Below are 20,680 nucleotides of genomic sequence, written 5' to 3' on the forward strand. Positions count from 1 at the left end.
CGACGGCGGGGTCTTCAACGGACGCTCCGCCTCGGGTCGACGGTGACCCGGGGCGGCGCGTGGCACACGTCGAGGAGGACGGATGCTCACACTCGGTTCCGACAGCATCACCATCGTCGCGGTCATCGCGGTGATCGCCCTGGCGGCACTCGTCTGCGCGGCCGTGCTGCGCCGGCAGGTGCTCGCCGCGGGCGAGGGCACCGAGAAGATGCAGGACATCGCCCATGCCGTCCAGGAGGGGGCGTCGGCCTACCTCAGCCGGCAGTTCCGGACCCTGGCGCTGTTCGCGGTCGTCGTGTTCGCGCTGCTCTTCCTGCTGCCGGGCGACGGCGGCGTCCGGATCGGACGGTCCGTCGCGTTCCTCGTGGGAGCCGGGTTCTCCGCGGCGATCGGGTACCTCGGCATGTGGCTCGCCGTCCGGGCCAACGTGCGGGTCGCCGCGGCCGCCACCCAGCCGGACGGACGGCGGACCGGGGCACGCATCGCCTTCCGCACAGGTGGTGTGGTGGGCATGTCCGTCGTCGGGCTCGGCCTGCTCGGTGCCGCGGCCGTCGTGCTCATCTACCGGGCCGACGCCCCCGCCGTGCTCGAGGGGTTCGGGTTCGGCGCGGCGCTCCTCGCGATGTTCATGCGCGTCGGCGGGGGGATCTTCACCAAGGCGGCCGACGTCGGCGCCGACCTGGTCGGCAAGGTCGAGCAGGGCATCCCGGAGGACGACCCGCGCAACGCCGCCACCATCGCCGACAACGTGGGCGACAACGTCGGTGACTGCGCGGGCATGGCGGCCGACCTCTTCGAGTCCTACGCCGTCACGCTCGTCGCGGCGCTCATCCTCGGCAAGGCCGTCATGGGGGAGCAGGGTCTGGTGTTCCCGCTCGTCGTCACCGCGGTGGGGGCGTTCGTCGCCCTCCTCGGCGTCGCGATCACCCGGGTCCGACGCGGCGAGTCGGGGCTGGCCGCGATCAACCGCGGCTTCTACGTCTCCGCCGTCGTCGGCGCACTACTCGCCGCCGTCGCGGCCTTCGCCTACCTGCCGAGCTCGTTCGACCAGTTGGGCGGCACCGCCGACCTCACAGGGGTCACCGCCGACCCCCGCGTCATCGCGTCGCTGGCCGTGCTCATCGGCATCGTCCTGGCCGGCATCATCCTGTGGATCACCGGCTACTTCACCGGCACCGACTCGAAGCCGACCAAGCACGTCGCGGCGACGTCCCGCACCGGCGCGGCCACCGTGGTGCTCTCCGGTGTCGGTGTCGGGTTCGAGTCGGCCGTGTACACCGCCGGCGTCATCGCCGCCGCGATCTGCGGCGTCTTCCTCCTCGCCGGCGGGTCCATCTGGCTGTCGCTGTTCCTCGTGGCGCTCGCGGGCTGCGGCCTGCTCACCACGGTGGGCGTCATCGTCGCCATGGACACGTTCGGGCCGGTGAGCGACAACGCGCAGGGCATCGCCGAGATGTCCGGCGACGTGGACACCGAGGGCGCGCAGATCCTCACGGACCTCGACGCGGTCGGCAACACCACCAAGGCGATCACCAAGGGGATCGCGATCGCGACGGCGGTCCTCGCCGCGACCGCGCTGTTCGGCTCCTACGCGGACGCGGTGGAGACGGCGGTCGCCGAGGTCGCGACGGTCGGTGGTGGGCTCGTGACCTCGATGCTGAGCTACGAGATCATCTCGCCGATCACCCTGGTTGGGGTCATCCTCGGGGCGGCCACGGTGTTCCTCTTCTCGGGGCTGGCGATCGACGCCGTGACACGTGCCGCGGGCGCCATCGTGTACGAGGTGCGCCGCCAGTTCCGCGAGAACCCCGGGATCATGACGTACGAGGTGCGGCCCGAGTACGGCAAGGTCGTGGACATCTGCACCAAGGACTCGCTGCGCGAGCTCGCGACGCCGGGCCTGCTCGCGGCGTTCGCGCCGATCGCGGTGGGCTTCGGTCTCGGTGTGGGTCCGCTGGCCGGGTTCCTCGCGGGCACCATCGGTGCGGGTGTGCTCATGGCGATCTTCCTGGCCAACTCCGGCGGCGCCTGGGACAACGCGAAGAAGATCGTCGAGGACGGCGCCTACGGCGGCAAGGGCTCCGAGTCGCACGCCGCGACCGTCATCGGCGACACCGTGGGTGACCCGTTCAAGGACACGGCCGGCCCGGCGATCAACCCGCTCATCAAGGTGATGAACCTGGTCTCGCTGCTCATCGCCCCCGCCGTGGTCATGCTGTCGGTGCCGGCGGACGCCAACCACGTGCTGCGCATCTCGATCGCCGTGGTCGCTGCCGGGATCGCGATGGGCGCCGTCGTGCTCTCCCGCCTGCGGGCGGCGCGCGTCGACCGGGAGTCGGAGGAGGAGAACGAGCCCGCCATCGTCGTCCGATAGGGCGCACTCGGCTCATTCTAGACAAATCTCAGGATATGGGACGAGACGTCCTCGGCGATGGACTGTCGGACGACGGCTGGGTCGACGATCGCGTCGGCGTGTGCGATGCGGTTGCGCATGCCACGGATCGCTCGCCACTCGGCGTCGTCGATGTGTGCTGCGCGGATGGTCGCCGGTACCTGCGACACGGCGTCGATCGCCGCCGAGAGGCGCAAGGCGCACGCGTCCACGACGATCTCGTCGCTGACATCGGAGCGTGAAGCATGAGCGTTCAGGGCCTCAAGGTGAGTCATGGCATCGTCGAGGTGCTGACGCACAGTCCGCCTCACAGCGGGACTGCCTCGCGCTCAACCTCCGCGAGAGCGTCTGACTTGATCAGGTGCTCGGGCAGCACGTCCACCGGTCGCCCGAGAACTCTCTCGAGCTCCTCTGCCAGGGAACTCACGGCGAGCATGCCGGCGCCAGGCATGCGGACTAGGAAGTCGATGTCGCTCGCGTCGGTGTCTTCACCGCGTGAGACCGAACCGAAGACTCGGACGTCGTGCGCCTGGTGGCGTCGGGAGGTCGTGAGAATCTCACGGCGGTGTGCCAGGACGGCGCGTCCCGCAGGCCCTCGACCAAGGGCTTGCGCTCGCGCCGTGGCGATCGCCTGCGAAATCGCGGACTGTGAGACGCCCAAGGCCGACGCGATCCTCGTTTGGGGGACACGAGACGCGGTAGCTCGGAGCAGTGTGGCGCGGAGATGCTCCTCGACGGCGCTCCGTTCCTCCGAAAGCTCGGCGATTCGATCGAGCAACTCATCCTCTGGCGACATATAAGTGAACTTATACGCGCTGGTTGCCATGGGGCAACCGTGGTCTGCTGGTCACAGGAGGACGAGCGTCGCCACGACGACCACGAGTGTCACCAGCAGCAGCGCGGCGTCGGCGAGTGTGAAGCGCAGGTGCGCCAGTCGGAGCCGGCGTCCCTGGTCGTCGCCGGAGGTGCCGGCGAAGCCGCGCGTCTCCAACGCCTCGACGGTGGTCCGGGTCCGCTTGGCCGTGTTGAGGATCAGCGGGTAGAACGCCTGGACGGCGATCGTCCCGATGCGGGTGGCCGTCCGCCAGCCCAGGAAGCCGTGCCCGCGCGGCGGTGTGCCGCGCAGGCGGTGTCCGTCCACGATGGTCTGGAACTCGTCGATCAGCAGGGAGACCATCCGGTACCCGTAGCTGACGCCGAAGCCGAGCACGGCCGGTGCCCGGAGCGCCTGGAGCCCGTCGGACAGCTTCTCCGGGTCCAGCGAGACGAAGGCCGCCATCGACGCCAGGGAGATCGCGCCGAGCTTGAGCGAGATCTGGAGGAGTCCGTCGATCGCGGCAGCGTTGCCTCCCAGCACGAAGACGAGGACGAGCACGTACGCCGCCTGCCCGAGGAGGCCCAGGGTGAAGAGGCCGAGCAGGAGCGGGCCGATCCGGGCCGCGAGCGCGCACGCCAGCGCCACGGCGAAGAACACGGCGAGCGCGGGGGTGGAGTACGTAAGCCAGGGCGCGACGGCGCACAGCAGGTACCAGCCGAGCACCGCCCGGGGGTCGCGCCGGGCGAGGAACCCGCCGCGGGTGGCGTAGGCGACGCGCATGAGCTCGAGCTTGACCCACTCGACGGACATCCGGTCGAACCCGGAGCGGGTGGTCGCCTTGGGGGCCTTGCGGCCGGTGCTCCCGTCGGGGCCCGACGTGGCCATGGTCGGTGCGGCGGGGGCGACGGCGGTCATGCGGGCTCCTCGGTCGGTCGGGTCGAGAGTCGGCGCACCAGCTCGTCGACGCTCAGGGGTGGCACTGCCATGCCGAGTGCGGCACCCACCTGCGTGACCTGCGGCGGGACGAGCCGCGCTGTCTCGAGCACGGCGGGTGAGGCGAACAGGGTCTGCGGGTCGGTGTCCGCGAGGACACGCCCCTGGTCGAGCACGATCACCCGGTTCGCCCACTCGGCGACGAGGTGCATGTCGTGCGTGGCGACGACGGTGCAGCGGATGTGGCCGCTCAGAGCGTCGAGCATCGCGATCACGTCGTCGCGCGAGCTGAGGTCGAGGCTGGACGTCGGCTCGTCCAGCAGCAGCAGCCTCGGGCGCATGGCCAGCCCGATCGCGAGCGTGGCCCGGCGCTGCTGGCCGCCCGAGAGGAGCCGTCCGTCCCGGTCGGCCAACCGGGTGAGGTTCACCCGGGCGAGCACCTCGTCGACCAGCTCGTCGGCGTCGGTCAGGCCGCGCCCGCGCGGGTGCATCCCGACGTCGGCGCGCACCGAGTCCTGCAGGAACATCTCCTCCGGTCGCTGCACGAGGTAGCAGACGGTGTCGGCGAGCCCTGCGGCGGAGACCGAGCGGGTGTCGCGGCCGTCGACCTCGACCGTCCCGGTGCGGGGCACGGCCAGCCCGGACAGCACCGAGAGCAGGGTCGACTTGCCCGCACCGTTGGAGCCGACCAGCGCCACCCGGTCGTCCTCGTGCAGCTCGATGTCGAGTCCTTCCAGCACGGTCCTGCGCTCGCCGGAGACGGTGCGGTAGCCGTGCTCCACGCCGGTCATGCGGGCGAGGAGCGGCCCGCGGCCGCTCGGCGTGGGCGGCAGCGCGACGTCGGCGGCGCCGGCGACCGGGCGCAGCAGGTCGGCGCACTCGTCGACGGTGAGCGGTACCGGTTCCTCCCCGCGGGCGACGGCGGGCACCAGCTCGCGGGCGAGGGCGACGACCTGCGGGTCGGGCACGTGCGCGTCCGCGAGGTCGTCGCGGCGGGCGAGGGCTTCGCGCACCGGCAGGTGCCAGCGCACCCGACCGTCGGCCATGAGCACCACGCTGCGCGCGTACCGTGCGATGAGCTCGGCGTGGTGCTCGATGACGACGACGGTGATGCCCTGCTCGCGGTTGAGCCGTGTCAGGTGGTCGTACACGACGGCGGCACGACGGGGGTCGACCTCGGCGGCCGGCTCGTCGACCACGAGGATCGACGGCGCCAGGGCCAGCGACCCCGCGAGGGCCGTGAGGTGCTGCTGCCCGCCGGAGAGCTGCCAGGTGTGGGTCGAGGCGACGCTCGCGAGGCCGAGGGCCGCCAGGGCGCGATCGGTGCGCTCGGCCCAGTCCTCGTGGCCGAAGTTGAGGGGGCCGAACGACACGTCGTCGCGCACGGTGGGGCGCACGAGCTGGTTGCCGAAGTCCTGGAAGACGTAGCCGACGTCGTGCGCGATCTCGCCCACGCTCCGACGGGCCGTGCTGCGGCCGTGGACCCGGACGCGACCGGAGATGTCGCCGTTCCAGAAGTGCGGGACCAACCCGTTGAACGCCTTGCACAGCGTGGTCTTGCCCGAGCCGTTGCCGCCGACCACGGCGACGAAGTCACCCGGTTCGATCGTGAGGTCGACGTCGTGCAGCGAGTCCTGTGCGGCCCCGGGGTAGCGGAACGTCAGTCCGCGCACCTCGATCGCCGGGACGAGGGTCGTCGGGGCGGCCGGTGGGGGTGCCGCCACGGTGGTCGGCGCCGGCATCAGAAGCTCGCCTCGTCGTCGTCGGCGGACGTGGTCGTCAGCGTGGCGGCGTCGCGGGAGCGGCGTGCCCGCAGGACGGCGACAAGGAGGAAGATCCCGAAGCCGACGGCGAGGCCGGCCGCCCCGGCCACCCACATCCATGCCTCACCGAACTGGTCGACGAAGTCCGGCTCGAACGAGCCGAGCGTGGCCAGCCCGTCCGCGCGGCCGACGAACTCCTCCCACGTCGCGAAGAGGGCGATCGCGCCGGCGGCGAGCACGGCCAGCACCGCGACGGGCCAGAAGCGGGTCCCGGCGGGCCCGGTCAGTCGTGGCGGGTGCTGGGGGTCACGCGGGCGCAGCCCCATGATCGGCTCGATCTTCCCGTACAGGCGGGGAGTGAGCCAGAGTGCGGGCAGCGCGCCGAACAGGATGCCGGAGAAGACGACGGTCACCACGATGTCGAGTCCCTCGGCCAGCAGGAACGCTGCCAGCAGGCCGTCAGCCTCCTCGAGAGACTCGGGGTCGATGCCGATGACCACCTTGAGGATGTCGACGACGCCCCCGCTGACCTTGTCGACGAGCACCATGACGACCGGCGCGAGGGCGACCTGCACGCGGTTGAGCGGGTTGCGCACGAGGCATCCGGCCACGTAGATCGCCAGGGCCGTCTGGAGGAAGCCCTCCAGCTCGCTGAGCCCACCGAAGTCACCGAGCAGCATGTCGGAGAAGACGAGCTCGCCCAGCGGGGCGCCGAGGGCCACCCAGAGGGGGGAGAGCAGCGCCGCGAGCACCACGGCGATGAACGCGAAGTAGGAGACGCCGAGCTCGAGCGGGCCCACCTGGATCTCGGGCACGACGCTGGCGACGATGTCGCCCACGCCGTACAGCGTCATGGACAGGACCAGGATCATGAGCTTCTGCGAGCCGGACAGCTGTTCCGACCGCGGGAGGCGGCTGCGCACGGAGTCGACCGTGGCGGCGACGTTGCTGGACATGGGTGCCTTCCTCGAAGGTTCGTCTCGGGACATTCGTGGGCTACCGGCGGGTGCCGGGTCTGGGGGCGGCCGCCGGGTGCGCTGCGAGCGCCTCGAACAGTGCGGCGACCGCGGTCATGTCGGCGGCGAGATGATCGGCCCGCAGCGGGCCGGTGGCCGGCAGGGCGGCCAGCGCCTCGTCGGACGTGGCACCGCCCCGGACCAGCACGACGGTCCCGACGCCGCCGGCCCGGGCCGCGGCGACGTCGCGGTGCGGTTTGTCGCCGACGAAGACCGCGCGGGCCGGGTCGGCACCGAGCGCGGTCAGGGCGGTGCGGACGGTGGTCGGGTCGGGCTTGCGCCGGCCCAGCTCGTCGGAGTAGACGTGCGCGCCGACCAGGTCGTCGAGGCCGTGCTCGACCAGCTCCTCGCGGACCGCCCGCCCGCACACCGTGTTGGACACGACGGCGACGGGGACACCGGCGGCCCGGGCCGCGAGCAGCAGCTCACGGACTCCCGGCCGCACCGTGGGAGTGGACTTGGTCCGGGCGTAGTCGACCACGAGGGCGTGCGCCTCGGCGCGCAGCCAGTGCCGCACGCCGGGTCCGTGGTGGTCCAGCAGCGGGCCCACGAGGTCCACCCAGAACGTCCGGGCGTCGATCTCCTCGACCGCGGCAACGCCGTCGGTCCCGGCTTCGTGGCGGTTCTTCCAGGCCTTGTGGGCAGTGCGTGCCCGGTCCAGGACGTCGGCCGACTCGTCCGTGCTCGTCGGGTACCCGGCCGCGCTGAGTTTTGCCGCGAGGCGGGCCGCGAACGCGCGGCGGGTGGCGTCGTCGGGCCGCGAGACGGCGATGACGCCGCCGTGGTCGAGCAGCAGTGCGCTCACACCGCCCACCTGGTCGCCCTGGACCGGTCCGGGCCGTGGAGCCTCGTGGTGCTCGACGGCGGTGGCGGCGTCGAGCAGGGCGACGAGGCCGCGGGGGTCCTCCAGCACGAGGTCCGGTTCCTCGGCGACCGGGAAGGGCGGCCGGTCGGTGTGGTGGTCGCGGGTAAGGATCAGCCCGGCGACGGCGGCGCGGCGCCCGGCGACGACGTCGCGGTCGAACGTGTCGCCGACGTACCAGCAGCGCTCCGGCGTGGTGCCCAGGGCTCGGGCGGCGAGCTCGAGCATGCCGGGATGGGGCTTGCGGATCCCGACCTCGTCGGAGTAGACCTGCACGGCGAACGCTTCGGCGATGCCCTGCTCGGCGAGGATCGCCCGGTGGGTGCGGCCGGAGTGCGCGTTGGAGACGATGCCGACCGGTACGCCGAGCCGTCGGGCGAGGTCCAGGAGCTCGCGGACGCCGGGACGCACGGTGTGGTCGGTCAGCGTGCGGGTCATCGTCTGCTGGAGCTGCCCGGCCGATCCGGCGAGTACCTCCCGCTCGGCGGCGGACAGGGGCGAGCCGTAGAACTCCCGCCAGATGGTGCGGTGGTCCAGCTCGGTCGGGGCGAGCAGCCGTGAGGAGGCGTTCTTCCAGTCCTTGAGGGCCTTCTTGCCGCCGCGCAGCACGGGGACGAGCTCCGCGGGGGAGCGGTGATGACCGGCGCGGGCGAGCACGGCGGAGAGGTGCTCGGCCATGGTGTCGAGCCCGCCCGGGCGCTTGCTCGTGGTCAGCACGACGCCGCCGAAGTCGAGCAGGAGGGCCGCCGGGCGCGTGCGCAGGGCGGCGGGCAGGTCGGTGGTCCCCTGGGTGGCGGGGGCGTTCTCGGGGCTCGGGGCGATCGTCACGACGGCGACGCTAGGGACGGGCGGCGACCGGGCGGCGTCGCGTCGGTGGCGGCACGGTGAACGCCGCCAGAACTTCTGGAACGTTCCAGATTGTCCAACTCTCGGGGCTGCGCGTCGACCTGGCGTCGCCTGCGCCGGATGGGCAGGATGGGCCCGTGCCCGCCGCCTCAGCCCGCTCCCGGCCCACCCTGGTCGACGTCGCCGCCGCCGCCGGGGTGTCGAAGTCCCTCGTCTCGCTCGCCCTGCGCGGCGACGCCGGTGTCTCCGAGCGCACACGGGAACGCATCCTCGCCGTCGCCGAGCACGTCGGTTACCGCCCGTCGCTCACCGCGCGCACCCTCAAGCAGGGCCGCTCCACGATGCTCGGTGCCGTCATCTCCAGCCTCGACAACCCGTACCACACGGAGATCGTCGCGTCGGTCGAGCAGGCGGCCGAGGACTCCGGGCTGTCCGTGGTGCTGGCCCACGGCTCCCGGCAGCGGGGCCGGCTCGCGGACCGCGTCCAGCAGCTCCTCGACCTCGGCGTGGACGGGCTCGTGGTCGTGTCCTCCTGGGTGCCGGAAGACGTGCTCGCGGCGGCCGCCCGGCGCGCGCCGGTGGTCATGGTCGGTCGCACGGCCGAGCCGGTCGCCGGCATCGACTCGGTGAACAACGACGACGAACAGGGCGCGGCCCTCGTCGTCGAGCACCTGGCCGCCCGAGGACATGCGCGCATCGCCCACGTGACCTCGTCGACCCGGCCGGCCGGCCGTGCCCGACGCCGCGGCTACGAGGCCGCGATGCGTGCGGCCAGGCTCGGCGACGAGGTGCGGGTGGTAGAACCGGCCCCGGCGGCGCTCGACGCGCTGCTCGACGGCGGCACCACCGCGGTGTTCGCCCGCAACGACGTCGAGGCGAGCGACGTGCTGGACCATGCTCTCGACGCCGGGCTGCGCGTCCCGGCCGACCTCGCCGTCGTCGGCTACGACGACACGGTGCTCGCCCGCCGTGCCCGGCCCGCGCTGAGCAGCGTGCAGCAGCAGCGCGACGTCATGGGCTCACGGGCGGTCGCGCTCCTGCGCGAACGTCTCGACGGGCGGGTCGAGGACGTCCACGAGGTCCTCCAGCCACGGCTGGTGGTCCGGGCCTCGAGCTGAGACGACGGATCCCCACCTCCGGGGCCGCGGGCGGCGGTGCACCCGGAGATGGGGATCGGTGGTCTCCCGGGAGCCGGGTCGGCTGCGGGAGGGCTGTCAGGCCGTCAGGCGCGTGTGCAGCTGGCGGTCGGGGTGGTGGTGTTGCCGTTCGAGTAGAGGGTGATCCCGAAGCTGTTGCCGTTGCCGTTCGGTGTGGCGGTCAGCGTGCCCGTGGTGCCGGACACCGAGGCGTTCCAGGAGTTCTGCAGGGACTGGCCGGAGCCGGTGTTGATCCGCACGACCCAGCCGTCGGTGCCGGTGACCTGGAAGGTGGTGTTGAAGCGGTCGCCCCAGGACTCGCCGCGGGTGACGGAGACGGAGCAGGTGCCGGTACCAGGGGTGCCGGGGGTGCCGGGTCCGCTGGGGTTGCCGTCCCCGCTGTTCAGCTGGTCGAGGACGGCGTGGTACGCGGCCTTCTTGGTGCCGTTGCCGTCGAACAGCAGCGGGGTGCCGGAGGCGCGCCAGGAGTCGGTGTCCCGCACGCCCCACACCGAGATGCCCGTGCACCGCGCGACGGCCATGCAGGCCTGGTGCACGCCGCGGTACTGCTCGGCCTGGGAGGTGCCGGAGCCCTCGATGTCCAGCTCCGTGATCTGCACGTCGACGCCCAGGGCGGCGAAGTTCTGGATCGTCACGTGGTAGTCGCTCGGCACCGGGTTGCCCGGGTTGAAGTGGGCCTGGAGGCCGACGCAGTCGATCGGCACCCCACGCGCCTTGAAGTCGGAGACCATGGCGTGCACGGCCCGGGTCTTGGCGTGGTTCCAGTTGTCGATGTTGTAGTCGTTGTAGCAGAGCTTGGCCTGCGGGTCGGCGGCGCGGGCGGCGCGGAAGGCCGCCTCGATCCAGTCGTTGCCCGTGCGCTGCAGGTTGGAGTTGCGGCGGGCTCCCGACGAGCCGTCAGCGAACGCCTCGTTCACCACGTCCCAGGAGTGGACCTTGCCGCGGTAGTAGGTGGCCACCTGGGTGACGTGGTCGAGCATGGCGGTGCGCAGGGCCGGCCCTTCCATGCTCTGCATCCAGCCGGGCTGCTGGGAGTGCCACGCGAGGGCGTGACCGCGGACCTGCTTGCCGTTCTGCAGGGCCCAGTTGACGATCCGGTCGCCGCTGGCCCAGTTGAAGTTGCCGCGCTGCGGCTGCATCGCGTCCATCTTCATCTCGTTCTCGGCGGTGATCATGTTGAACTCGCGGTTCGCGATGGTCGTGTACTGCGAGTCGGAGAGCCGGTTGGCCGCGATGGCGGTGCCGTAGTACCGGCCGGTCTCGGCCGCCGCGTCCTGCAGGGTGGACCCTGCGGCCTGGGCGGAGCCGACGCCGATGCCGGTGGTGACCAGCAGGGCGGCGAGGATGGCGAGCGCGGAGGTCCGCCGTCTCGCCGTGCTTCTCGTGGGTAGTGCTCGGGTCATCATTGATCCTGTCCTCCCTGGACGGCCGCCGTTGGCCGTCCGAACGAAAAGGTTTTCGAGATGGACCGTAGCGTCCTTGGGGGGACTTCACAATCGTTCTCGAAGATTCGTGCAGGGACGCATCTGGACCGCCGCGGGAATCGGCCATCCAGATCGAGCGGGACATGATGCGGCGCTTGACGAGGAGTGCAAGATCGCCGGGGCGGCCAACGGGTGGATGACGAAGGGTTCGATCACGAACCAGGCGACGAGGAGACTGTGGCGTTGCCCGCCGCACGCTGTTGACGGATAGCTTCGTGAAAGCGAAACTGTTTGTCATGGTGGGTCTGGTGGCGGTCTCAGATGCTGCCGAGAGGCTGGGCATCTCGGTGCGGCAGGTGCAGCACCTTGTCGCGCGAGGGGACCTGCAACCGGTGGCGCGTGGCCTGGTTGACGAAAGCTCGGTCGAGAGGTTCCTGGCTGTCCGCTCGGGTTCGCACACCCGCGCCTGGTCCAACGAGACGGCGTGGACGGCAGTCGCCCTGCTGTCCGGTGCGCGCGACAGCTGGATCGGCGCCAGCCAAAGGTCACGGCTCAAGCAGCGGCTCGGACGGATCTCCTCGTCAGAGTTGGTCGAGAGGGCACGCGAGAGGGCGCGGGTGACGCGCTACGCCGCGCACTCGAGTGCTGGCCGATACCTGCTCGGCGAGGTGGTCCACACCCGAGAGGCGGAAGGGCGCCTCGGGTTGTCGGCGACCGACGTCGTCGACGGCTATGTCGCCACGGCGGACGTGCGAAAGCTGGTGGCGCGGCACGGACTGAGCCGCGACGACGCCGGACGCGTCACATTGCGGGCTACGTCCATGGATCTCGACGTTGTCCGAGACCTTGCCGGCCGGGATGTCGTGCTGGCCGCACTGGACCTCGCCGAGTCGCTCGATGTGCGTGAACGCCGTGCAGGGCTGGACGGGCTCGATAGCGCCCTGGAGGACTTCCGTGCCTGACCGTCCGATATTCGACATCCCCAGTCCACCAGGAGGGTGGGGGTCGCCGTGGCCGAACGTCGCGGAGCTCGCACGGCTGCACGCTACCCGAGTCTGAGACTCGTCCTGCTCAGAGCCCGGTGCGCCCGTCGATGCACTCGCGCAGCAGGTCGGCGTGGCCCATGTGGCGGGCGTACTCCTCGACCATGTGGATGATGACGTCGCGCACCTCGACAGATCCGCCGTCGAACGGAACCTCGCGGCCCAGCTCCTCGTGGATCATCTGCTCGTCCGCGGCCTCGACGGCGGCGTGCCAGGCCTCCCAGGCCTCGTCGGCACACTCCTCGGTGGGGTAGACCTCGTCGAAGTCGACGTCCACGGCGCGCGGGCGTTCGAACGGACCGGGCGCGACGGTGCCCTGGAGCACGCGCGTGAACCAGTGGTGCTCCGCGTTCGCGAGATGGCGCACCAGCCCGAGCAGGGACAGGTTCGACGGCGGCACGCTGCGCCGGGAGAGCTGCTCGGCGTCGAGGCCCTCGCACTTCATGACGAGCGTCATGCGATACCGGCAGAGGTACTCCCAGAGGGTCTCCTTCTCACCGACCGGGTCGACGCCGGTGGTCCGCGGATCCTGCTCGGGTTCGACCCACATACCCGTCATCGTTGCGCTCACCCGCACAATCTGGCGGTCGAGGGGTATCCAGGTCAAGGTCGGGAAGGCAACGATCTGGACACCTTCGGCGTGTCATTGGGTAGCCTTCGCCAACATGAGGCGGAGCACAGCGGACGACGAGGCGCTGCCGCCCGACGACGGAGCCTTCGTCCCCGCAGGTCAGGCAGGCTTCCCGTTCGGCCCGGTGGCGGCCGGTGGCTCCGAGCCGGCCTCACCCTGGGGCGCCCCGGCAGCCTCAGAACCTGCGCCCTGGGACCCCGCGCCAGCCTGGGACCCTGAGCCCGCCGGGGACCCCGCGCCAGCCTGGGACTCCGCGCCCGCTTGGGACTCCGCGCCTGCCGCGTCGCCCGCATCGGAAGCACCCTTCGCCACGGACGGAGCAGATGCGCCCTTCGCGGCGGAGCTTTCCCCCGCGCAGGCGGCGCTGCCCTGGGCGAGCCCCGCCGTCGCCACCGATGTCCCGGCGCTCGACGACGTCTTCGCCGGGACGGCCGAGGCCGCCGGGACGTCGCGCAAGAAGGGCCGCACGTCGCGCAAGAAATCCTCGCGCCGCCAGGCCCGGAGCGGTCGCTCCTCCGCCGGTGAGCAGGCCGCGGGAGTGCCGACGCCGCCCGACGCGTTCGGTCTCGCCCCCGGCGCTCGCGCCGCCACCGACCCGGAACCCGCTCCGTCGCGCCGTTCCCGCACGTCGCGTCGAGGCGGGCCGGGTGCCGGCCGCAGGGACCGCGCGCCGGGAGGTGCCGCCGTCGTGCAGGGCCTGACGGCGCGCGCCCGGTCGGCGGCGACCGCGCTGCCCCGCCGTCGGGCGACGGGCTTCTTCGCCCGGCGCGTCGCCCTGGTCGCTGCCGGGGGGCTGGCGCTCGTGGCCGGGGTGGGCGCCGGCGCCGGGATGGACCTGATCGGCGGGAACGCCGACGCGAGCTCGGACGCCGCGAACGCGGCGGTCGCCGAGGTGGCCCCCGAGGTGTGCGCGGCAGCCCAGGTCGCCTGGTCGCGCGCGGCGTCCGCGCAGGTCCGCATGGACGTCGAGTCGCCGAGGTCGCTGAGGACGGGATTCGTCGGCGCGCGCGACGCGCTCAGCGTGGTCACCCCCCCTGGTGCCGTCATCACCGACTGGGCGACCGTGCTGACCTACGTCACCGCGGCAGCCGACGCCGCGCAGGGCGTCGAGGACGACGAGGTCGAGGACGCCGTCGCCGGTGCGCTGGAGGAGCTCGACACCGCGGCGATGACCGCCTCGTCGCAGCGCATCACGGACTATCTCCGCACCAACTGCACCACCTGACTCGTCCGGTCTCGTCCGTTCTGCCGCGTGAGACGCCTCACGCGGCAGTCCCTCGATTTCCCGCACGCTCGGAAGGTGCGCCACCATGGTGGGATGCTGACCCCCCGTCTGCGCACCCGCCGCACCGCCGTCGCCCTCGCGGTCGCGCTCTTCGCCGGGACGACCGTCGGCGCCTGCAGCTCGTCCGAGGACACGGCGAACCCTTCCCCCGAACCTGCTCCGGCCATCTCCATCGACTCCGACCTCTCGATGGGTGACGGCGAGAGCGACGAGGAGGCCTCGTCGGGCGTCAGCGAGGAGTGCCTCGAGCTCCAGCAGGCGTGGGCCGAGACCAACCGCGCCCTGGCCGGGATCAACGAGGACCACCCGCGGTTGCTGGTCGCGGGGTTCCGGGAGGCCCACCGGTCCATCACCTCCGTCGACGACACGGAGGACGTGCCCGGCTGGGACGGCATGACGGCCTACCTCACCAAGGCGGTCGGCGCGTTCGAGGACATCGACACCAACGACGCCCAGGCGGTCGCCTCGGCGACGACGCTGGCCATCACCGACGTGGACACGGCCCGGGCCACCGCGGCGCACGAGTCGGTGACCACCTACCTCGACGCCGGGTGCCGCGGGTGACCTCACCGCCGCCGCCGGCGGGGGACACCAGGTCGGTCGAGGCGCTCCGGGATGCGCTGGAGCTCTCGGGCTTCACCGTCGACGGCGTCGGCGACCTGCTGGGCGAGGTCGCCTCCGCCGCGCTGCACCGCGAGCAGACGCTGCCCGCCCGCCGGGCGCTGGCCGGTCGGGACGACCCACGGGGCACGCTCACCGCACTCTTCCTCCTCGGCGAGGAGGTGCCGCGCGCGACGCTCGACGCCGCACTGCCGGGCGTCGGGGCCGACGGCGTCACGCGGCTCGGGCTGGCGCGGGCTGCCGGGCAGGCCGGCAGCGACCCGGTGCGTGCCACCGTCGACCTGCGCCCCTACGCCGCCACGGACGCGACCGGACCCGTCGGCTGGTGGCTGGCCTCCGACCTCGGCGAGACCGCGACCGGACGTCGGCTCGCCGGTGACCACGTGCTCGGCGCGGGCGGGGCCTCCACGACGCTGGCCCAGGTCACCGTGCGCGACCAGGTCGGCCGCGTGCTGGACCTCGGGACGGGCTGCGGCATCCATGCGCTGCACGCCGCCCGGCACGCCGGGTCGGTGGTCGGCACGGACATCTCGCACCGGGCCCTGGAGTTCGCCCGTTTCAACGCGGTGCTCAACGCGCCGGGCGCCGACCTGACCCTGCGGCACGGCTCGATGCTGGAGCCGGTCGCTGACGAACGGTTCGACCTGGTGGTCTCCAACCCGCCGTTCGTCATCACGCCGCGCGCGGGCGCGCCGGGCGCCGCCGTGGCCGAGGCGCTGGGCGAGTTCGAGTACCGCGACGGTGGCCGGGCCGGCGACGACCTGGTGCGTGACCTCGTCACGGGCGTCGGCTCGGTCCTCGCCCCGGGCGGGGTGGCGCAGATGCTCGTGAACTGGGAGCACCGCCGCGGCGAGCCGTGGACCCAGCGTGTCGGTGCCTGGCTGGACGCCTCCGGGTTGGACGGCTGGGTCATCGAGCGCGAGCTGCTCGACCCCGCCGAGTACGCCGAGACCTGGATCCGCGACGGGGGGACCACCCCCGGCCGGGAGCCGGCCGCCTGGGCTGCCGCCTACGGTGCCTGGCTGGACGACTTCGCCTCGCGCGACGTCGAGGCCGTCGGCTTCGGCATCGTCACGCTGCGTCGTCCGGCCGGAGCAGCGGCCGACGGCGGCACGTCCGCCGGGCGCGCGACGCTGCGACGCCTGGAGGAGCACCACGGGTCCGTGCGCCAGCCGCTCGGCGGGCACCTCGCCGCGTCGTTGGCCGCCCACGACTGGCTGGAGGACCACGACGACGAGGCGCTCGCCGACACGTGCCTCGTCGTCGCTCACGACGTCACCGAGGAGCGCTACCTCACGCCCGGTGCGGCCGACCCGAACGTGATCGTGGTGCGCCAGGGTGACGGCCTCGGCCGCGGGGTGCATGCCTCGACCGCACTGGCGGCCTTCGTGGGCGTCTGCGACGGCGAGCTGACGGTCGGCCGGACCGTGGGTGCGCTGGCCACGCTGCTGGACGTGCCGGCGTCGGACCTCGCCGCCGAGCTCCTGCCCGCAGTGCGCGAACTGGTCCGCGACGGCTTCCTCGCGCCTGCCTGAGCGATCAGCCCCGCGTGAGGTAGGCCTCGGCCCAGGCGCTGATGATGCGGGCCGCGCGCTGGGCCTGACCCGGCTTCGTCAGCAGGTGGTCGGAACCCTCCAGGGAGACGAAGCTGCGCGGGTGCCGTGCCGCCCGGAAGATCTCGCTCGCGTTGTCGATCCCCACGGTGTTGTCGGTGGGGGAGTGCATGACCAGCAGCGGCAGGCCCAGCTCCGGGATGCGGTGGGCGAGGTCGGCGGCCCGGACGTCCTCGACCATCCCGCGCTTGAGGTTGAGGCGCTTGCCCCCGACCTGCCAGACCGCGTTGCCGCTCTGCAGGACCTGGTCGACCAGGTCGTCGTAGTGGTGCTCGGCGTGGCTCGGGTCGAACGGCGCGCAGGCCGTGACCACGGCCCGGGCGTCCGGGATCTCGGGCGCTGCCGCGATGGCTGCGGCGCCGCCCCAGGAGTGCCCCGCCACCAGGGCCACCGGCGTGCCGCGGGTGGCCATGAGCTCGGCCGCGAGAACCGTGTCCGCGACCTTCACCGTGAACGACCCGTCGCCCCAGTCGCCCTCGGAGTCGCCCAGCCCGAGGTTGTCGTAGCGCAGCATGCCGATGCCCTCGGCCGCGAGCTGCTTGCAGATCCGCGCGGCGGCGGGCGAGTCCTTGCCGAGCGTGAACCCGTGGACGAACAGCCCCCAGCCACGCACCTCGCCCTGCGGCTCGTCGATGATCCCGGCCAGCTGCGGCCCGGTGCTGGACGCGAACGTCACGCGTTCTGCCATCGTGCTCCCCCTTCTCGGTACGGTGGTGCCAGTCTGCCCACGATGCGTGTTTCACGCGTATGAAGGTCCACCGGCGCAGACTGTGATCAACAGGTCATCCCACGAATGCTCTGACGGGGATATCTTCTCGGTATGGAGATCGACCTCCGGCACCTGAGGCTGGTGACCGTCGTCGCCGAGCAGGGCAGTGTCACGAAGGCGTCCGCGGCCCTGGGCATGGCGCAGCCGGCACTGTCCGCACAGCTCAACCGCATCGACCAGGCCCTCGGCGGCCCCGTCTTCGTCCGCGACCGGCACGGTACGCGGCCCACCCTGCTGGGCGAGCTCGTGCTGCGGCACGCCCGCGTCCTGCTGCCGGCCATGGAAGCCTTCCACGACGACGTGCGCCGCCACGTCCTCGCCCGGCCCGACGCCGCCACGGCGTTGCGCGTCGGGACCGTCTCGACGGTCCTGGGTGGGATCTTCCTCAACCGGCTGCGCGTCGACCTCGCCGGGGTCACGGTCACGTCCTTCACGTCCTGGTCGGCGGACGCGGCGGCGGTCCGGCTGGCCGACGGAACCCTCGACCTCGCGCTGGTAGGTGCGTGCGGCGACGCCGTCCTCCCGACCGACGGCGGCGTGCAATGGACGCGGCTGCGCACCGACCCGGTGTTCGTGCTGCTGCCGGAGGAACACCGTCTCGCCGGTGACGACGAGGTGCCCCTCGGCGAGCTGGCGCAGGAGAACTGGCTCTCCGCACCCGGGGACGGGTGCTTCGAACGGTGCTTCGTCGCCGCGTGCGCCCGCTCGGGGTTCACCCCGCGCGAGGTCAGCGAGACCGAGCGTGCCTCCGCCGTCGAGCAGGTCAAGGGCGGCCATGCCATCGCGCTCGTGCAGCCGCTGCTCCTCGACCTGCCCGGGGTCCGGGCGGTCGCGCTCGAGGGCGAGCCGCTGCGCTGGACGCAGTACGTGGGCTGGCGCAGCGACGCCGTCGAGCGTTTCGACGTGGACGTCGTCCGCTCGGCCGCCGTCTACGCCCACGCCGAGGCCGTGCGCCGCACCCCGGCCTACGAGCGGTACGTGATCGCCCAGGGTTCGGCGCTGTAGGACGGTCCCGCCGCCGGATCTTTCCGCAGGCCCTTCCGCCGGGCGAGCCCAGCCGCTACGGTGCGAACGTGTCGCGTCGACGAGGAAGAGTCAGCGGGCTGCGTCAGCTGGCGGCGCTGCTGGCGACCTTCGTCGCCGGGCTCGGGCTCGTCCTCGTGACCGCGGCGGTCGCGCCCGGCGCGATCCGCATCAGCGACCACCTGGCGTCCGACGACGTCTCCGCGGCGGCGCTCACCGACGTCTCGCAGGACCTCGCCGAGGCGCTGGTCCAGAGCGAACTGGCGGACGGCGGCGACCTGCCGGTCGGTGGGACCGGTCCGGACGGCGGTGCCGGTCCGGACGGCGACGCAGACAGCGACGTCGACGAGACCGGCGACGCGGACGACGAGGCGGACGAGGACGCCGGCGGCGCGGACGACGAGGCCGTCCAGACGGACGAGGCCGAGCCAGAGGGCAAGGACTCCGGGACGAAGGACGATGCCGCCTCGGAGACGGGCACCGAGGACGGCGCCGCGCCAACCGACGCCGGCGACCCGGCCGACGTCGACGCTCACGACTCCGACGACACCGATGGCCAGCCTGCTCCCACCGGTGCGGCCGCCCGGGTCCTGGAGCTCGTCAACGCCGAGCGGGCGTCCGCGGGGTGCGGGGCACTCCGGGCGGACGCCACCCTGGACGACCTGGGCGCGGCCCACTCCCAGGACATGGCAGCGCGCAACTACTTCGACCACACGACGCCCGACGGGCTGAGCCCGTGGGACCGCGCGGACGCCGCCGGGGTGCAGGGTCTCGGCGCGGAGAACATCGCCCGGGGCCAGCCCGACGCCGCGGCCGTGGTCGCCGCGTGGATGGACAGCCCCGGCCACCGGGCCAACATCCTGAGCTGTGACCTCACCCGTCACGGTCTCGGTGTGCACCGTGGCGCGGGCGGTCCGTGGTGGACGCAGGTCTTCGGGCGCTGACCACCGCTGCGCCTCCGGCTCCGGCTGGACCGGTGTCGGCTGAGCCTGCGGCTACGCTCCGGCTCAGCCGATGATGAGCGCGGACTCCGGACGCCGGTAGAGCTTGTGGCGGGAACGCAGCGCGAGGCCCGTCCCGAGCGTGATCGGGCCGAGGCGGCCCAGGAACATCAGGACCGCGAGCAGAACCTGGTGCCAGCCGGCGAGATCGGCGGTGATGCCGGTGGACAGGCCCGTCGTGGTGAAGGCGGAGATCACCTCGAACAGGACCCGGTCGAGCGGCAGCGCCGTCGGTGACGCCGAGACGGTGATCGCGAGCGTCGAGACGACGACGGCGGCCACCCCCACGAGGGCGACGGTCAGCGCCTGGCGCTGCGTCGACCGGGCGATGCGGCGGTCGAACGCGGTGACGTCCGGGTCGCCCCGGAGCTCGGACCAGATGATGAACGCCAGGACGGCGAAGGTGCCCACCTTGACGCCGCCCGCCGTGCCGGCGCTGCCGCCGCCGATGAACATCAGCATGTCCGTGAAGAACCAGGTGCCGTGGTTGAGCTCGGAGGTGTCGACGGTGTTGAAGCCGGCCGTGCGTGGCATGACGGCCTGCGTGAAGGCCGCGAGCATCTTGCCGGGAACGCTCAGCGGTCCGAAGGTCTGGGGGTTCGCCCACTCGACCACCAGGAAGAAGACGGTGCCGACGCTCAGCAGGATCGCCGTCGTGCCCAGGGTCAGGCGGGTGTGGATGCTCCAGCGCGAGGGGTTGCGTAGGGCGCGGCGCTGTGCGGTCCCGTGCCGCGCGCGAGACAGGCGCCACAGCTCGAGCAGGACGGGGAAGCCGATCCCACCGATGATGACGGCGGCGCAGACGGGCAGGCAGATCCACGGGTCGCTCACGAACCGCATCAGCGAGTCGCCGTAGATCGAGAATCCGGCGTTGTTGAAGGCCGACAACGAGTGGAAGAGCCCGGACCACGCGGCCTGACCGAGGCTCTCGCCGTACCCGATCATGAGGCGGATCGTCAGGACGGTGGCAAGGAGCACCTCGGCGATCACGGTGAACCGCAGCGCGCCCAGCATCACCTTCTTCACGTCGCCGAGCCCGACCGAGTGCGTCGACTCGGCGGCGACCATGCGGGTGCGCAGCCCGAGCCGGCGGGAGAGCAGGAGGCCCAGCAGCGAGGCAACGGTCATCACGCCGAACCCGCCGATCTGGATGAGGACCAGGATCACGGCCTGACCGAACGGTGACCAGAACGTCTCGGTGTCCACGACGACCAGCCCGGTCACGCACGCCGCGGACGTCGCGGTGAAGAACGCCTCGACCAGGCTCGCCCGCTGGCCGGTCGTCGAGACGGGGAGCAGGAGCAGAAGGGTGCCGAGGGTGATCGCGGAGAGGAACCCGAGCGTCACGACCTGAGCGGGACGGCGTCGCAGGCTGGCAGGGGAGGGCCCCTGGTCGCGCGGCTCGCGCCGAGTGAGCATGTGCACGAGCAGCCAGTCTGGCACGACGCGCGAGGCGGGACGACGTGCGGGCAGCGCCGGCCCTG

The 20,680-nt window shown here is 72.4% G+C and carries 18 protein-coding genes; 8 read left to right on the forward strand and 10 right to left on the reverse strand.

The window, feature by feature from the left end; genetic code table 11:
* Positions 1-82: 82 nt before the first annotated feature.
* The gene (locus PZC42_RS02070) at positions 83-2,374 is read left to right on the forward strand and encodes a sodium-translocating pyrophosphatase (RefSeq protein ID WP_277207888.1); all 2,292 of its coding nucleotides are present in this window, start codon (positions 83-85) and stop codon (positions 2,372-2,374) included.
* A gap of 17 nt (positions 2,375-2,391) precedes the next feature.
* On the opposite strand, the gene PZC42_RS02075 is transcribed toward PZC42_RS02070, so the two are convergent.
* From PZC42_RS02075 to PZC42_RS02100, 6 genes are read right to left on the reverse strand one after another with little or no spacing between them, the layout of a single operon-like run.
* A complete protein-coding gene (locus PZC42_RS02075; protein WP_277207890.1) occupies positions 2,392-2,691 on the reverse strand; it encodes a HepT-like ribonuclease domain-containing protein in 300 nt (99 codons plus the stop codon).
* Positions 2,692-2,699: 8 nt separating this feature from the next.
* Positions 2,700-3,218: a Cro/CI family transcriptional regulator gene (locus PZC42_RS02080; protein WP_277207892.1), complete on the reverse strand. Its 519-nt coding sequence runs from the start codon at positions 3,216-3,218 to the stop codon at positions 2,700-2,702.
* Between the two features lie 21 nt (positions 3,219-3,239).
* Positions 3,240-4,124 (reverse strand): energy-coupling factor transporter transmembrane component T family protein, encoded by an 885-nt coding sequence (locus PZC42_RS02085; protein ID WP_277207894.1) that lies wholly within the window; start codon positions 4,122-4,124, stop codon positions 3,240-3,242.
* Positions 4,121-5,884, reverse strand: coding sequence for an ABC transporter ATP-binding protein (locus tag PZC42_RS02090; protein ID WP_277207895.1), 1,764 nt, complete (start codon positions 5,882-5,884; stop codon positions 4,121-4,123). The genes PZC42_RS02085 and PZC42_RS02090 overlap by 4 nt, the downstream gene beginning before the upstream one ends.
* The gene (locus tag PZC42_RS02095) at positions 5,884-6,861 is read right to left on the reverse strand and encodes a DUF8171 family membrane protein (RefSeq protein WP_277207896.1); all 978 of its coding nucleotides are present in this window, start codon (positions 6,859-6,861) and stop codon (positions 5,884-5,886) included. The genes PZC42_RS02090 and PZC42_RS02095 overlap by 1 nt, the downstream gene beginning before the upstream one ends.
* A gap of 40 nt (positions 6,862-6,901) precedes the next feature.
* Positions 6,902-8,611 (reverse strand): HAD-IA family hydrolase, encoded by a 1,710-nt coding sequence (locus PZC42_RS02100; protein ID WP_277207898.1) that lies wholly within the window; start codon positions 8,609-8,611, stop codon positions 6,902-6,904.
* A 155-nt stretch (positions 8,612-8,766) separates the two neighbouring features.
* Here PZC42_RS02100 and PZC42_RS02105 point away from each other — a divergent pair, with 155 nt between their 5' ends.
* Positions 8,767-9,747, forward strand: a complete 981-nt coding sequence (locus PZC42_RS02105; RefSeq protein ID WP_277207899.1) for a LacI family DNA-binding transcriptional regulator — start codon at positions 8,767-8,769, stop codon at positions 9,745-9,747.
* A 104-nt stretch (positions 9,748-9,851) separates the two neighbouring features.
* Here the strand turns inward: PZC42_RS02105 and PZC42_RS02110 are convergent, their stop codons facing one another.
* A complete protein-coding gene (locus PZC42_RS02110; protein ID WP_277207900.1) occupies positions 9,852-11,189 on the reverse strand; it encodes a glycoside hydrolase family 10 protein in 1,338 nt (445 codons plus the stop codon).
* 281 nt (positions 11,190-11,470) lie between these two features.
* Between PZC42_RS02110 and PZC42_RS02115 the strand changes: the two genes are divergently transcribed.
* Entirely contained in the window at positions 11,471-12,172 is a 702-nt protein-coding gene (locus tag PZC42_RS02115; RefSeq protein ID WP_277207902.1) for a helix-turn-helix domain-containing protein, read from the forward strand.
* Between the two features lie 109 nt (positions 12,173-12,281).
* Here the strand turns inward: PZC42_RS02115 and PZC42_RS02120 are convergent, their stop codons facing one another.
* On the reverse strand, positions 12,282-12,824 hold the full coding sequence (locus PZC42_RS02120; RefSeq protein WP_277207904.1) for a DinB family protein: 543 nt from the start codon (positions 12,822-12,824) through the stop codon (positions 12,282-12,284).
* Positions 12,825-12,918: 94 nt separating this feature from the next.
* Here PZC42_RS02120 and PZC42_RS02125 point away from each other — a divergent pair, with 94 nt between their 5' ends.
* The 3 genes from PZC42_RS02125 to PZC42_RS02135 all read left to right on the forward strand — a co-directional run bounded on the left by PZC42_RS02125 (position 12,919) and on the right by PZC42_RS02135 (position 16,325).
* Positions 12,919-14,109 (forward strand): hypothetical protein, encoded by a 1,191-nt coding sequence (locus PZC42_RS02125; protein ID WP_277207906.1) that lies wholly within the window; start codon positions 12,919-12,921, stop codon positions 14,107-14,109.
* Positions 14,110-14,202: 93 nt separating this feature from the next.
* Positions 14,203-14,733 carry a hypothetical protein gene (locus PZC42_RS02130; RefSeq protein WP_277207907.1) on the forward strand — a complete coding sequence of 177 codons (531 nt, stop codon included), beginning with the start codon at positions 14,203-14,205 and terminating at the stop codon, positions 14,731-14,733.
* A complete protein-coding gene (locus PZC42_RS02135; protein ID WP_277207908.1) occupies positions 14,730-16,325 on the forward strand; it encodes a DUF7059 domain-containing protein in 1,596 nt (531 codons plus the stop codon). Before PZC42_RS02130 ends, PZC42_RS02135 begins: the two co-directional genes overlap by 4 nt.
* Positions 16,326-16,329: 4 nt before the next feature.
* Here the strand turns inward: PZC42_RS02135 and PZC42_RS02140 are convergent, their stop codons facing one another.
* Entirely contained in the window at positions 16,330-17,091 is a 762-nt protein-coding gene (locus PZC42_RS02140; RefSeq protein ID WP_277207909.1) for an alpha/beta hydrolase family protein, read from the reverse strand.
* Positions 17,092-17,223: 132 nt separating this feature from the next.
* Here PZC42_RS02140 and PZC42_RS02145 point away from each other — a divergent pair, with 132 nt between their 5' ends.
* Complete coding sequence (locus PZC42_RS02145; protein ID WP_277207911.1) at positions 17,224-18,177, forward strand: LysR family transcriptional regulator; 954 nt, start codon at positions 17,224-17,226, stop codon at positions 18,175-18,177.
* Positions 18,178-18,245: 68 nt separating this feature from the next.
* Positions 18,246-19,139 carry a CAP domain-containing protein gene (locus PZC42_RS22450; RefSeq protein WP_277207913.1) on the forward strand — a complete coding sequence of 298 codons (894 nt, stop codon included), beginning with the start codon at positions 18,246-18,248 and terminating at the stop codon, positions 19,137-19,139.
* 63 nt (positions 19,140-19,202) lie between these two features.
* Here the strand turns inward: PZC42_RS22450 and PZC42_RS02155 are convergent, their stop codons facing one another.
* On the reverse strand, positions 19,203-20,615 hold the full coding sequence (locus tag PZC42_RS02155; RefSeq protein ID WP_277209258.1) for a TrkH family potassium uptake protein: 1,413 nt from the start codon (positions 20,613-20,615) through the stop codon (positions 19,203-19,205).
* Positions 20,616-20,680: the final 65 nt, after the last annotated feature.

It is taken from the genome of Isoptericola croceus, from assembly GCF_029382255.1.
Taxonomy (GTDB): domain Bacteria; phylum Actinomycetota; class Actinomycetes; order Actinomycetales; family Cellulomonadaceae; genus Isoptericola; species Isoptericola croceus.

Coding starts and splice junctions, on each gene's coding strand:
- PZC42_RS02070 (WP_277207888.1), top strand. CDS start 83: ATGCTCACACTCGGTTCCGACAGCATCACCATCGTCGCGGTCATCGCG.
- PZC42_RS02080 (WP_277207892.1), bottom strand. CDS start 3,218: ATGGCAACCAGCGCGTATAAGTTCACTTATATGTCGCCAGAGGATGAG.
- PZC42_RS02085 (WP_277207894.1), bottom strand. CDS start 4,124: ATGACCGCCGTCGCCCCCGCCGCACCGACCATGGCCACGTCGGGCCCC.
- PZC42_RS02090 (WP_277207895.1), bottom strand. CDS start 5,884: ATGCCGGCGCCGACCACCGTGGCGGCACCCCCACCGGCCGCCCCGACG.
- PZC42_RS02095 (WP_277207896.1), bottom strand. CDS start 6,861: ATGTCCAGCAACGTCGCCGCCACGGTCGACTCCGTGCGCAGCCGCCTC.
- PZC42_RS02110 (WP_277207900.1), bottom strand. CDS start 11,189: ATGACCCGAGCACTACCCACGAGAAGCACGGCGAGACGGCGGACCTCC.
- PZC42_RS02125 (WP_277207906.1), top strand. CDS start 12,919: ATGAGGCGGAGCACAGCGGACGACGAGGCGCTGCCGCCCGACGACGGA.
- PZC42_RS02130 (WP_277207907.1), top strand. CDS start 14,203: ATGCTGACCCCCCGTCTGCGCACCCGCCGCACCGCCGTCGCCCTCGCG.
- PZC42_RS02140 (WP_277207909.1), bottom strand. CDS start 17,091: ATGGCAGAACGCGTGACGTTCGCGTCCAGCACCGGGCCGCAGCTGGCC.
- PZC42_RS02145 (WP_277207911.1), top strand. CDS start 17,224: ATGGAGATCGACCTCCGGCACCTGAGGCTGGTGACCGTCGTCGCCGAG.
- PZC42_RS02155 (WP_277209258.1), bottom strand. CDS start 20,615: ATGCTCACTCGGCGCGAGCCGCGCGACCAGGGGCCCTCCCCTGCCAGC.